This is a genomic window from Actinoplanes sp. NPDC051346, from assembly GCF_040682215.1.
In the GTDB taxonomy this organism is placed as follows: domain Bacteria; phylum Actinomycetota; class Actinomycetes; order Mycobacteriales; family Micromonosporaceae; genus Actinoplanes.
The window spans coordinates 129,408-141,780 of sequence record NZ_JBFBAJ010000016.1 but is presented as its reverse complement, the minus strand read 5'-3'; the positions used below and the strand labels follow the sequence as shown (position 1 = coordinate 141,780).

15 protein-coding genes are annotated in these 12,373 nt (G+C 65.2%); 9 read left to right on the top strand and 6 right to left on the bottom strand.

The genetic code is table 11. The features are described 5' to 3' along the window. Positions 1-423: NUDIX domain-containing protein (locus AB0M36_RS32160; RefSeq protein WP_364165285.1), on the top strand; the 423-nt coding region annotated here is incomplete at its 5' end. A 1,273-nt stretch (positions 424-1,696) separates the two neighbouring features. Here the strand turns inward: AB0M36_RS32160 and AB0M36_RS32155 are convergent. Further along, positions 1,697-2,542, bottom strand: a complete 846-nt coding sequence (locus AB0M36_RS32155; protein WP_364165284.1) for an IS110 family transposase — start codon at positions 2,540-2,542, stop codon at positions 1,697-1,699. Positions 2,543-2,619: 77 nt separating this feature from the next. Further along, positions 2,620-3,141: a transposase gene (locus AB0M36_RS32150; protein WP_364165298.1), complete on the bottom strand. Its 522-nt coding sequence runs from the start codon at positions 3,139-3,141 to the stop codon at positions 2,620-2,622. Positions 3,142-3,441: 300 nt separating this feature from the next. On the opposite strand from AB0M36_RS32150, the gene AB0M36_RS32145 reads away from it, so the two are divergent. Next, positions 3,442-3,639, top strand: coding sequence for a hypothetical protein (locus AB0M36_RS32145; protein ID WP_364165281.1), 198 nt, complete (start codon positions 3,442-3,444; stop codon positions 3,637-3,639). Here the strand turns inward: AB0M36_RS32145 and AB0M36_RS32140 are convergent. Further along, positions 3,636-4,376, bottom strand: coding sequence for a hypothetical protein (locus AB0M36_RS32140; RefSeq protein ID WP_364165278.1), 741 nt, complete (start codon positions 4,374-4,376; stop codon positions 3,636-3,638). The genes AB0M36_RS32145 and AB0M36_RS32140 overlap by 4 nt on opposite strands. Before the next feature lie 373 nt (positions 4,377-4,749). Here AB0M36_RS32140 and AB0M36_RS32135 point away from each other — a divergent pair, with 373 nt between their 5' ends. From AB0M36_RS32135 to AB0M36_RS32125, 3 genes are all read left to right on the top strand, one after another. Next, on the top strand, positions 4,750-5,196 hold the full coding sequence (locus AB0M36_RS32135; protein WP_364165275.1) for a hypothetical protein: 447 nt from the start codon (positions 4,750-4,752) through the stop codon (positions 5,194-5,196). 939 nt (positions 5,197-6,135) lie between these two features. Next, positions 6,136-6,285: a winged helix-turn-helix domain-containing protein gene (locus AB0M36_RS32130; protein ID WP_364165272.1), complete on the top strand. Its 150-nt coding sequence runs from the start codon at positions 6,136-6,138 to the stop codon at positions 6,283-6,285. After that, positions 6,282-6,449, top strand: a complete 168-nt coding sequence (locus tag AB0M36_RS32125) for a hypothetical protein (RefSeq protein WP_364165269.1) — start codon at positions 6,282-6,284, stop codon at positions 6,447-6,449. Before AB0M36_RS32130 ends, AB0M36_RS32125 begins: the two co-directional genes overlap by 4 nt. 492 nt (positions 6,450-6,941) lie before the next feature. On the opposite strand, the gene AB0M36_RS32120 is transcribed toward AB0M36_RS32125, so the two are convergent. Together AB0M36_RS32120 and AB0M36_RS32115 are read right to left on the bottom strand one after the other, a co-directional pair. After that, positions 6,942-7,619, bottom strand: coding sequence for a hypothetical protein (locus AB0M36_RS32120; protein WP_364165267.1), 678 nt, complete (start codon positions 7,617-7,619; stop codon positions 6,942-6,944). Positions 7,620-7,675: 56 nt separating this feature from the next. Then, entirely contained in the window at positions 7,676-8,218 is a 543-nt protein-coding gene (locus AB0M36_RS32115; protein WP_364165264.1) for a hypothetical protein, read from the bottom strand. A 635-nt stretch (positions 8,219-8,853) separates the two neighbouring features. Here AB0M36_RS32115 and AB0M36_RS32110 point away from each other — a divergent pair. Genes AB0M36_RS32110 through AB0M36_RS32100 form a run of 3 tightly spaced genes read left to right on the top strand, consistent with a single transcriptional unit; the run spans position 8,854 to position 10,966 of the window. Beyond that, positions 8,854-9,183, top strand: coding sequence for a type VII secretion target (locus AB0M36_RS32110; protein WP_364165262.1), 330 nt, complete (start codon positions 8,854-8,856; stop codon positions 9,181-9,183). Next, positions 9,180-10,565: a hypothetical protein gene (locus tag AB0M36_RS32105; RefSeq protein WP_364165259.1), complete on the top strand. Its 1,386-nt coding sequence runs from the start codon at positions 9,180-9,182 to the stop codon at positions 10,563-10,565. The genes AB0M36_RS32110 and AB0M36_RS32105 overlap by 4 nt, the downstream gene beginning before the upstream one ends. Continuing rightward, entirely contained in the window at positions 10,532-10,966 is a 435-nt protein-coding gene (locus AB0M36_RS32100; protein ID WP_364165256.1) for a hypothetical protein, read from the top strand. Before AB0M36_RS32105 ends, AB0M36_RS32100 begins: the two co-directional genes overlap by 34 nt. Before the next feature lie 16 nt (positions 10,967-10,982). Here the strand turns inward: AB0M36_RS32100 and AB0M36_RS32095 are convergent, their stop codons facing one another. After that, the gene (locus tag AB0M36_RS32095) at positions 10,983-11,639 is read right to left on the bottom strand and encodes a methyltransferase domain-containing protein (protein WP_364165254.1); all 657 of its coding nucleotides are present in this window, start codon (positions 11,637-11,639) and stop codon (positions 10,983-10,985) included. Positions 11,640-11,844: 205 nt separating this feature from the next. On the opposite strand from AB0M36_RS32095, the gene AB0M36_RS32090 reads away from it, so the two are divergent. Further along, positions 11,845-12,363, top strand: a complete 519-nt coding sequence (locus tag AB0M36_RS32090) for a DUF3592 domain-containing protein (RefSeq protein ID WP_364165251.1) — start codon at positions 11,845-11,847, stop codon at positions 12,361-12,363. Positions 12,364-12,373 lie beyond the last annotated feature (10 nt).

Here is a 12,373-nt window from a genome sequence, read left to right as displayed (position 1 = left end):
CCTGAACGCCTTCTCGATCACCTTCGGCGACCGGTTCCCGGCCGCCGAAACCTACTAACCAAAGACGCCGGAAACACCGTTAGCGAGACAGTCCCGTCGGGACACCTCGAGGAGGATGAGGATGTCGTCGCGGCGGTGATTCGCGAGGCTGAGGAGGAAGTTGGCATCAGCGTGGCACGGGAAGAGCTGAGATGCGTGCACGTGATGCACCACCGCAACCCGCAGGGTGCAGCACGAGTGGGGTTCTTCTTTCGGGCAGAGAGTTGGGTCGGCGAGCCAGCTAACCGGGAGCCCCACAAGTGTTCTGAGCTGGTCTGGGTGTCGGATGCGGATGATCCGCCCAGTGACATGGTCGAGTATCCAGCCGAAGCGCTACGGCAGATCCAGGCGGGTGCTTCGTTCAGCTTGCACGACTGGGAGTAACGCCCGTCGCCCGGAGGCGACGACAAGAATGCCTGTTTACCACCAAGTCTGCGATCAAGAAGAGTGCGCCGCGCGCAACCGGAGAGCGCCGCAGGCGCTATCGTGCCGAGTTGAGTGCAGTTCCTGCGGACGGACGCCTATTGCATTGTAGCGTGCGGGAACGGTATGAACACTGCGAGTGTTCCCGTCGATAGCTTCTTGGTGGTCGAAGTCGATCCCCCGGATTCTGTTCCGGACGATGAGGGCTTAAGGACTTGGCGACTAGACCACCATTTCTGTGCGGCTTCAACGGAATCGAACGGTTCGCCACCCTGGTGACAGGATGCAACTCCTTCAAGGAAGTCATGTAGGGTAAGCGGCCCGGAAGCTAAGGCGAGATCAGTCGTTAGTCTTGTTCGACTTTTCGCAGTTGACGAAATCGGGCCCTTCGTTCTCAGGTGATCCCATAGATCATTCTCGGATATCACATATGACCATTTATCAAAGCCGCTATGTGGGACACCGTCGTGCCGATCTACGCATAGACTGCCAGTACGACATGCAGCAGCCCACGGCACTGGGTCAAGCGGCTGATTGGCAACCATGGCCTGCCGCGACGGCCAGCGAGGCGCAGGTATCAGGTAGTAGACAGGAGCGCCGCCCAGGCTCCTATACCCGCGCAGCTGACGAAGATTGATGTCCACGACATGATGATCGTTTTTTGCCGACTGCGGCCTCGTGCCCTTATTCTCGAAAATCATTGCCTTGCCAGGGCCGAAAGTAAAAGCTACATCCCAGTTTCGATCCACGACCTGCTGAGTCGGCGCCCATATCAACGCTTGAGGGAAACGCGCGATGACGGCTGCGGCCATCCAGCAGTCGACGGTGTGCTCTGGCATACTGCGAGCCCCCGTAGATGTCATGCCGACACGGTAACCGGCGGCACCGAAGCAGTCGATGATTTCTTGATTGCCGCCACTTGAGCCTTCGGAAGCCATACACTCTTTTGGACACCTCTGTGTCATCCATCAAGGAGGGCGACCACGCCGTCGGCCGTCGGGGGTCAGACACAGAACGACCCGCGTCCGGTCACGTCCGAGCCTGCTCATGCCGCCTTCGGAGTCTGCTCGAGGGCGCGGGTGTGCCCGTCGCGTAGGCCGTAGTAGACGTAGGTGAGCAGCTTGCGGGCCACCGCGACGGTGGCGATGTTGCGGCCCCTGCGTTCAGCGATGCGGGTGCGCGTCTGGCTGAGCCAGTCGGCATTGCGGGCGCCCTGGGCGGCTTCGACCGCGGCCTACCGCACCAGGGTGGAGCCTTGTTTGGTGATCGGGCCGCGCCGCACGACGGTGTCGGACTCGCGATGTTTGGGCGTCAGTCCGGCCCACGAGCTCAGGTGCGCCGGGCTGGCGAAGCGGCCCACATCGCCGATCTCCGCGACGAAGACTGCCGCCAGGACCGGACCGACGCCGGGGATCTTCTGCACCGCCCGGAAGCCCGGGTGATCAGCGAGGGCCGCGCGCAGCGGTCCGGCGACCGCGGTGATCTCGAAATCGACGGCGTCGATCAGCCGCAGCAGCGCGTTGACCCGCAGCCGATAAGCCGCGTCCAGCGGCGCCGCGCTCAACCAATGCCGGCCGCTGACACCGAACAGGTCCGTCACCGGCGGGTGCAGGCCCTGTTTGGCCAGCACCGCGTGCACGGAGGCTTTCAGGCCGCTGCGCGAGGCGACCAGTTTGGCCCGGTGCCGCACCATCTCCCGCAACTCACGGACCGCCGGTGGAGCGATCCAACCTTCGGGCAGCCGACCCATCCGCAGCAGATCCGCCAGATCGGCGGCGTCGCGGACGTCGTTCTTGACCCGCCGGTAGGCGAACCCTTTCACCCCGAGCGGGTGCGCCAGGTGCACCTCAGCGCCCGCCTCGGCCAACACGTCGGCGGCCCAGTACCAGCCGTAAGTGGCTTCCAGGACGACCTGTGGATGCTCTCCGGCCTTGGCGACCTGCGCGGCGAGTGCCATCGCGTCGTTGTCGACGCGGACGGTGTCCAGCCGCTGCCCGTCCGAGTCCATCCGCACGATCACCGACCGGCGGCGATGCAGATCGATACCCACGTATTGCTGCCCGTCGTACTCTGCTGACATGTGGGGCCTCCTTCGTCGTCTGACGTGAGCACCCCGAGCATCCCGCCGGGAGTCACGAGGAGCGAGGCCCCGCTCCTTCATGCCATCAATGCCGCGCGTAGGGGTGTTCTAGGCTGGGGTGCGGCGGGTCCGGGAAGTGACTTTTCCGAAGTGTCGATCATGGGGTTTGGGTCGGCCGCGCTGGATTGCAGAGTCGCCCCCAGGTGTCCTCCCGGGCCCGTCCTAGCGGCTATGGCGTCGGCGACCATGCGCCGGTAGACGATGTCGGACAGGCGGCGTTTCAGCGCTCGCATCGCTTCCATTGGGGTTTTGCCGGCGGCGAGTTTGCGCCGGTAGTAGCGGCGGCCTTCGGTGTCACGGCGCAGCTGGACCACGGCCATGATGTGCAGGACCCGGTTGATGCGCCGGTTCCCGGCCCGCGACAGCCGGTGCCGGTTCTGGTCGCCGGACGAGGCGTCGATGGGTGCGGTGCCGTTCCAGGACGCGAAGTGCCCGCGGCTGGCGAAACGGCTGATGTCACCGATATCGCCAAGCAGACGAGCGGATCCGGACGGGCCGATGCCGGTGAGTTCTTGCAGCGTGCTGCCGGTCGTCTGCACCAATTCGGTGAGCTCCGCGTCCGCGATCTTGATACGTCCCTAACTTAGTCAGGCAGAGGAGGATGAGCGGCAGCTCCGGCTACTCATCCTCCTCGTCCCACCTCGGTTCATCCGAGGTCTGCCACATCGTGAAGCGATACGACTCCGACCGTCCGGGGAAACGCTGAGGGAACGGCCCGCCCACCGGCATCTCGTCTTCGTCCCGCGTGCCCCGGTTGTAGCCGTCGATGCGTACTGCGTACGTGCCCGGCCCCGCAGGGCGCCGCCTTCGGCCGGTCCGAGTCCTACGGCGGATTCTCGATGCGGTGGATCCGCGACTACGGCGCCCCCAACCTGCGCGACCGCTCGGTGGTCAACTGCTACATCGGGACCGGTATCATCACCGACACAGACGGACCCGACGAGGGCACCGCACCCGACTTCGTGCGCGCGGTCAAGCTCACCCTGACCAAAATGGACGCCGCCAAGTCGCTTGTTTCGATTTGGGATCCGCGTTAACTTTCAGATTCATGAGTTTTCGGGACGTCTTTGATCGGACTCTTCTTCGGCTCGACCGCCGCTTCCTTAGAGCCGTGTGACCGCTTGGATTCGTCAGAGCGCCTGGCTGGATGACTGAAGATTTCGAGACTCACTCCTGGATACTTCAGTGGTGGAGCCGCGAGCGCCAGCATCACTAGGAGAGCGCCTGGAAAACCGAGGCCGAGAAGGACTCCGATCAGGATCAGCCATGTTGGAGTCGGCGACCACACTGATGGTGGGAGGTTCACGAAAATCCCACCAGCCGTGATTGGCCCAGTAAGCGCATAGATTAGGATTCCAATTGCACTTGCTGTGGTGCTTGTTGCTGCGGCCTTCTCCGAAGCAGCTTGTGGAGCAGTGGCGCCCCGTAACCGACGGGCGCGGAGAAAAGCCATGGTGATTGCTGTTCCGGCAACAGCGAGTGGGACCGCATACGCGGCCATCGTCATCCAGCCCTTAGTGCCGTGGACCAGAACCTTGTCCAGATAGTCGAGGGTGGCACTGACCAACAGAAGTGAGACAGTGACCGTCATTCCGTGCACCATTACGGTTGTCAGCCGATGAAGGTCACGCCGAGTCGCCACAGATGCGCCGCCGCCGTCGGCCCTGCCGGACGCTTCGTCAAGGTAGCTCGCCAACAGCCATGCGATTCCGCTAATGGCGGCGACTCCACCAACTCCTAGCATTCCACCTGCTGGCATCACCTCACTCCACATGCGAGGGCACACGCTATCAGTGCTCTGTCCGACCACAAGGCCGTACAAATAGCTGTCGAAAGCTAAACATACGAAAGCGGCGCAAAATAGCCCTATCGCTTGAGTGCTTTTTGGTCCCGGTTTACCCAGGAGGATAACTAGGCCGGTGAACACAAATCCTGCGACTACACCCGCGAGTTGCGAATTAGGCGATGCTGAGGCAACTGCGTTCCATCCATTTGGGAAGCATTTAGCAGTGTCCATCGTTCTACTCTGTGCCACGAAGTCGCTGGGGTACAGCCTGCACCTGACATCTCACCCGTCCAGGCAGCGCGATAAGCCGGGTGAGGAGCGGCGGGCACTCTGTGCCATTCTGGTGTGGAGAGTAGGTTATGTGGCGCCGCCGATCGTGCCGGTCGCGCGCAACCTCGGCGCCAGCGTCATCGGCGCGGCCCGCTCCGCGCTGGGCATCGCCTCACCATCGCGCGTGTTCGCCGGCATCGGCGATCAAGTCGTGGCGGGTTTCGTGCAGGGCATCGAGCGTGCCGCCCCGGCCGCGGCCACGGCCACCCGGCGCCTCACCACCACGCCGTACTCGATCACCGGGGCGGGGGTGAGCGGCCCGGCCGACCTGCGCGAGCAGGTCATCAACCTGTCCGCCCTGGTCAAAGGTCGGGGACGGGCCGGTGTACGACGCGGGAGAGACCGCCGTCACCCCGCCAACCCGACCGGTTCGCCGCCGCCGTGCGCGACGGCGCCCGGTCCCTCGACCGCAGGGGGTGATTGGCCGTCTGTGCCGGCCTCACCTCGACTCGGCGGGCGGATCGCGGCGAATGAGTGATGGCAACCTGCGTCAGCCCCCTGAAACCACCAGCAGGGGCGCCTCCGCGGTCTGCGCCGAACGTTCAGCGTCGGCCCTGATCGTGTAGCTTCCAGGCTCGGCTCCTTCGCGCACGGTCATGCGCGCTCTACCGTCCGAATCGGCAGCGGCAATCCCGATCGTCCCGCTAGATGAACCCGTCCAGTGCAACAGGACACGCTCGCCCGGGCTAAGACCAGTTACGGTCGCTACATAAGTGTCCCCGAGTCGGACTGTTGAGGTTGACAGTTTTAGTGACAGACGCCGGGATTGTTGCCTGTCAGCGAGAGTGTCTGCTTGCGCCGCGGCGTTGCCATCGGGGTCAGCCGGCTTTGCGTTTCTCCCGGTTGGCAGATTCAAAATTTGGTCCCCGGTCGCAGTGTCGCCTGCCTCCGATTGTGCCACCCCGACGGCACCAAGCACCAGGTAGAGCGTGGCCAAAACTCCGCCTACCGCCAGCAAACCACCCGTGCTGACCTTGTGCCCAATGTGGGTATCGCGGCCCGAAATGTAAGTATCGCGGCCCGAGGAGATACCTCCCGCCGGTACAGCGCGCGGAGACGGCGTGACATCGTGCTCAGCCGACGTGGCCGGGGCAGCGCGGGCACGCAACAGCGCCACCATGCCGACCGCCGCGCCGACTACGCCCGCTAGCGAGCCGACAATGCTGAGCATTTTTTCGGCGCTATCTAAGCCGAGGCCGAGGCCTAGAAGAAGCGCGCCGACAGCTAGGAGGGCAATCGACACTGCGAAGAACCAGGTAGTCGAGGGCCGCCGAGAGGAACTCTGCGTCACGCGAAGCATTATGCGCGGAGCAGGCGGACCTATACCGGACATTTTGTCCGCCCGCGGTGCCCTCACTGCAGGCGCGCTCCTACCGGAAGCGCTGGTGCGACTCTTGAGGTATCGGCAAAGAGTGGGGTGGCCGAGATCGCCGCCGCCACCGGGCTAGCCGTGTCCACCGTGGCCTATCACCTGGATGGCCTGATCGCCGACGGCCGGCTGATCCGCCGGCGCGGCGGCATGGCCCGCACGCTCGTCCCGGCGCCGGCCGCCAGCACGCCGGCATGAGCGACCTCCTTGCCGTCGCGGTCGTCCTGGCCGTGCTTTGCATGATCGGCGCCGCGATATCGCTGGCCGAGGCCAATGACCGAGTCAACGCCGCACTTGCCCACGTGCGACGCCCGCACCCCGCCGGGGCACCGACGCCCGGCGATCCCACTACCACCGCATGACGTAGAGCACACGATCAAGTCATTGACCAGGTGGAGCCCTATGGAAGAACGAAGGTCCACGTTGGTGATCTCTGCTCACCGACTGATCCACAGGAAACCCCGCGCCGCTGACACTCTCCGTTCCGCCCCGCCGCGGGCCGCCGTCGTACTGGATCGCACCGGGCACCCACACGCACACGACGAGTCGGCCGACAGCGGCGACCTCGTGGACGACACGCGGCCCGCGCCACCTCACCCGCATCGGAGGTGTGGCGCGATGCTGCTCGGCTCCCTGTTCTCCGGCGACGGCGGCCTCAACTGATCGACATCCTCGCCGGTGGCTTTCCCCGCCAAGACCTGTCGTTCGGCGGCGCCATCAACAGCGGCCGCGTCAGCATTGACGAGAAATCCGTTCGGGGCGGCTTTGTGCTTACGGTGACGTGGTGACGTCCCTCGAAGAACGCATTGCCGCCGCCGGGAGTTGGCACTGATCCACCGGGAGCGCGCCGTTTCCTAGCTCGCGGTCACTCTCATGGCGTCATCCGCTACCTGTCGGACCTGGCGGGACGTGAATCCGTCACCGATCTTCATGTCGAAGCGGAGATAGAGGACCGTGCCGCCGGACATGAGCATCCAGGTTTCGCGTTCCGCGTCTGCGGCGATGCGCCAGCGGCGGATGCTGTTTGTCGTGGCATCCTCCCGTCCGCCGCATTGCGACGCGAAGTCGCTGAGCCGGGCGAGCGCGGGCGCTGTCTTGTCGAACTTCACCAGCACCTGGTGCAGGCGGCCGTCGACGTTGGCGGATGCCACCAGGTGTGCGCCGGCCGCCCCGAGCACCTGGCGCCGGTGGTCGACGTCTCCTTCAATCCACGGAAAGATCCCCGAGCAGGCCGGCGTTGCCGGCATCGCCGTCGTCCGGGTCGCCGTTTGGCACGCCTCGGTATCGAGTCCGAAGGCTTCGACACCGAACGACGACGCCTCGCCGTTGTCCAGCCTTCGTAACACCAGATTCCCCGCTTCCGCCTCGCCCATCTGCACGGCACAGCGCGGATTGCCATTGTCGCCAGAGGTTGCCGTCACCGAGGGAACCCCTCCAGACGGGTCCCGCGGCGTCGAGTCAGCCGAGGTGCGTGCGGCTTGAGGGGTGGCGTCGCGGCTAGTGCCTTCTGCCGAGCATGCCGCGGCAGCCATCGTGAGAGTGCCGGCTACCAGGGCAGCCGAGAGCCGCCGGGCGCTGCACCACGCTGTCAGCAATATTCCTTCGCCTTCGCTTGCATGGAACCCGCGCGGTAGTTCGAGGCGCAGTTGATGGATCCTTCGTGGCCGATCGCCCACGAGGTCGCCTTTCCACTCACCGGCACCAACGCCGTTCCGTTGCTGTTGCACTTGCTGCCGGTCCAAGCCCCGGACGCCTTTTCCACGCCATCGAAGACGATGTAGGTCCCCGGCTTGTTGAAATTCATGTTGAAGGTCTGCGAGTTGGTGGAAGTTTGGGAGAGGTTGGAAGCAAGCTCCAGACCAATCGCCCCTTCCAGCGACGCGATGACGACACTCGCCGAAATCTGAGTCGATTGGTTGAATGTGACGCTTGCAGACACCGAGCGCTCGACCGTGGTGGTGATGGACTTCGAACCGGTCATGCCGTCCGCGATCGAAACCTTCTTCTTGTGCGTGATGACATTGGACTTCACCTTGGACACGAAGCGAGCAGACTGATGACCCCGTTCGCAGATAACGGGGGCGAAGTCGGGGCCGGGCGGAGCGGCTTCGGCTACAGCGGGAACTGCCATGCCCGCGATGATGGCACCCGTGACGAACCAAATCTTGCTATATCGCAAAGTACTTCTCCTGAGTTTGCGAAGGAGGAAGTCCGCCCTCTCGCTTCGAGGAATGTACATGAGTTGATCTAGCTTCGTTGGCCCAACAGGCAAAGCGGATGAATCGTTTTATTTCGGTTCTTGAGGGGGTCGAGGCGGGCGGAAGGCCTGACTACATCAGTGGCAGTGTGTAAAGAGCCGCTAGCCAGGGGGCCGTAGCGCCGGCTTCAAGCGACCCGGTCCACGGCTCTGAGCGCCGCTGTATGGGGGTCTCATGCCCACCGGCCTCAAGGGGCGCCCTTATCGCAGGCTCACGCATCAGGTCTTCGCGGAAGAGGCCCATTGTTACCTGTGCTGGGCTCGAGGCGTTCGGCTTCGGCCGTAAAGGGGAGTCAAGGGAACCATTCTCAGTCGATCGGTGTACCTGATCGGCTGTGGTTGACTTGGTGCGGTTCGATGTCCGCATAGGGGAGGCGCGTACGTGCTGAACGGTGACATGGGCCGTGCCGAGGACTGGCTGCAATCTTGGTTGGCTTTGTTGAACAGCTTTACTCGCCGGTTCCCGCTTCCGGCGACCGCCCCCAAGCTCGCGCAGCGGAAGGGCTGGCATGCCGGGTGACGGGTTCCAGATTTCGCCGGCGGCGGTCGCCGCGCATGCAGGCGCTGTGGATCAGGTTGCGGACGGGATGGAGCTCGGGCGGGCGGCGGCCGCGCAGGTGCAGTTGGGCGGCGAGGCGTATGGCAAGTTGTGCGCGTTCCTGCCCGGGTTGATCGATCGGCTGGCCGACCCAACGGTGGACGCGTTGACCGAGTGCGCCGCCGCGCTGAGGGAGACTGCCGTCGACCTGCGTTCGGCTGCTACGAGCACTGAGGCAACCGATCAGGCCGGGTCTCGGAGGGTGGCCGGGGCGGGCCGGCGGATCGAGTTGCCGCTATGACGGCGGATACCGTCAACCCGTTGATCGCGGGGCGTCAGGACTCCACGCAGTGGTACAGCGGCATCGGGATCGCCGAGAGCATTACCGACACCGTGCAGGGCGTGGAGTCCGGCAGCTGGATCGACTCCACCATCGGTGGCGTCTCGGCGTCGCTGGAGGCCCTGGGTCTCGTGGTGGATCCGATCGGGTCGCTGGTCAGTTGGGGGGTGGCCTGGCTGATCGAGCACGTCAAGCCGCTGTCCGACGCGCTGGACTGGCTCGCCGGCGACCCGGACCAGATCGCCGCGTACGCCCAGACCTGGCGCAACGTCGCGGCCAGCACCGCCGACATGGCCGGTGACCTGCGGGATGCGATGACTCGCCAGCTCAGCGACTGGGCGGGTCCGGCTGCCGAGGCCTATCGCGGCCACACAGGGGCGCAGCTTGCTGCGATGGATGCGCTGAAGCGCGCCGCTTCCGGCATCGGGTCCATCGTGGAGGGCGCCGGGCTGCTGGTGGCCTTGGTCCGGGAGATGGTCCGCGACCTGATCGCCGATTTTGTCTCGGTGTTGGCGGTGCGCCTGCCCATGTGGCTTGCCGAGGAAGGACTCACGCTTGGCCTGGCCACGCCGCTGGTGGCCTCCCAGGTAGGCAGCTTGGTGGCGAAGTGGGCCGCGAAGATCTCCAAACTGGTCATGGGTCTGCTCAACAGCCTGCGCCGACTCAAGCCGATGCTGACGCACCTCGGCGCTGCCATCGACGAACTCCGCGACCTACTGCGCCGGCTCACCCGCAGCGACGGCACGCAGGCGCCGGCTGGCGCCGGACCGGACGGTCGCGCCGGTACTCCGGACGACACGGGAATCGACCCGATGGGCCGCCGGTCGGACTGGGACGACCCCGCGGCCCACCCCCAGGCGCCGTCCCGGCCACCGGACTCCCACCTACCAGCCGGCGATCCCGTCTACTACCGGCCAGGTAGTACCGCCATCGGCTACGACAGCTCCACCATGCGCAACTTCGACGCGGTCGCGCCGGAACCCGGCTACCACGACGTAGTTGTCCACGGCGAACGCAATGGTTTGTTCCGGCCCGGCCAGGTGGGCGCCGACGGCGCGGACTACCCGGCCAACTTCACCCACCCGAACCAGATCGCCGACGCAATCCGCAACAACCCGCACTACGACGGCGGGCCGGTTCGTCTGGTGTCCTGCCACACCGGCACGGTCGACCCGGATGCCGGCGTCCCGCCCGCAGCGCAGCAGGTCGCCGTCGCCCTCGGAGTGCCGGTAATGGCGCCGACGAACGCCGTGGGTGTCGACCGGTATGGTCCGGTGGGGCAGGAGCCGCTCATCCGGGGAGGCGGCGAATGGGAGACCTTCGACCCGAACGGTGGGCGATGACGCACAAGGGCCAACTGAAGACGGCGGGGATGTTCGTTGAGTTCGGGCCGGTCCGCTCGACCGAACCGCAGGAGAGCATCTTTGACCACGTCACCGGCGAGGAGCTACCCGACATCGGCCAGGTGGTCGGCTACCTGAACGCCGGCCACGTCCTGATCGATGTCATGGATGTCGCCGACGACCCGTTCGAGCCCACTCGGCAGGTCATGAACGGGTCCACCGTCCTCACGGACGGGGACTGGCTGTGGCGCAAGGACTTCGCCTATTTCGTACGCCGCCATCACGTCGCCGTGCCGGAGGGCTTCCTGGCACTCATCCGGGAGCGCAACGGCGTCGTTCCCGACCGTGACGTCGCGGAGTTGACCGCCTGTTCCCAACAGGCGCGCCAACTGATGTTCTGAAACTACTGACCCCGCCTTACGCCGAGCGGACGGCTATCAAAGACTTGGTCATGCCGAGGAGTCGTTCGGCGCGGATCTCGCTGTCGGGGAACAGGTAGCGCATTTCGGCGCGCCCGACGAGCTCCGTGGTGAGGACCTGCTTCATCGCCGCTTCCCAGCTTTTTCCCGGGGTGTAGGCGAGCGGCCATTTGCGGGCGACCGCGACCCGGGCGGGCACGGGTAGGAACTGCATGCCGGGCGCCACCCAGTGGGGCTCGATCGGGAAGTAGCGGTACGGGGTCTGCACCCAGTGGTTCGGGGCGAGCGTGCGGATCGCCTCGGCCATGCGTCGTCGTTGTTCGTGGCCGCCGACGTGCTCGAGGACGCTGTTGCTGAAGACGAGGTCGTAGCGTCGTGAGGCGATGCTGTCGGGGAGGGCGCAGGCGTCGGCATGGTCCGCCTCGGCCCAGTCCGGCAGCTCGGCGGGCAGTGGTTCGAGGTTGACGACGTGGACGTGCGCGGGCCGGACGGGCACATCGGTCCAGCTGCCGACTCGGCCGCCGAGGTCGAGGACGGTCATGTCGGCGAGTTGGGGGAAGGTCTGGGAGAGCCAGGCTGCTCGCTGGGCGCGTCGTTTCCCGCCGAAGGAGTCGGGGGAGTCGACCAGCCGGAAACGAAGAGAATTGCGAGGCACAGGACTGTCCTTTTTCGTGTCTTCTGGCCTAGCTGACAAGGCACACCTCAGCAAGCCAGGAGCGACAGAGACCGGGCCACAATTGACGGCATCAATGTAGGGCATGGTCCCCGCGTCGTCAAGATCGACGACAACAGTTCCGACCGGCAAAAGGCAGGTGAGGAGACGGCCTTCGGGATCGCCGCAGGTGCACTAGGTTCTGGCCATGATCGATAACCTCAGCTGGCTCGTGAAGCTTGTCGCCGTGCTCATCGTGGGCATTCCCGCGCTGATCGGGGTGGGCTTGCTTGTCGCGGGGGCGCGACGGTGGAGCCAGCTTCGTGCGCTCGCCGGCTCCGGTCGGCGGGCGACCGCCCGGGTTGTCGACAATCAGCTGCAATCCTGGTCTGACGGACGCACGTCCTATCGACCGGTGGTCACCTTCCGCACCGACATGGGGCAGGACGTCACGACGGTGCTCGAGGACCTGGGCTCGTTCCGGTCCCATCTGAGCGGCGCCGAGATCGAGGTGTTCTACGACCCGGCGAACCCCGCCCAGGCCGCCCCCACGCGCAAGGCCGGGCGAGGAGTGGTCGTCTGCGTCGTGTTCGGCGTGATCTTCCTGGCCTTCTCCTTGTGCGCATACCAGCTGGCCGACGTGGTGGTCGGCTTCTTCACCGACTTCGGAGACTTCGGGAACATCGATGACCCGGGCTCCTCGTTCGAGGACCTGGACCAGTACTGAGGAACAACGA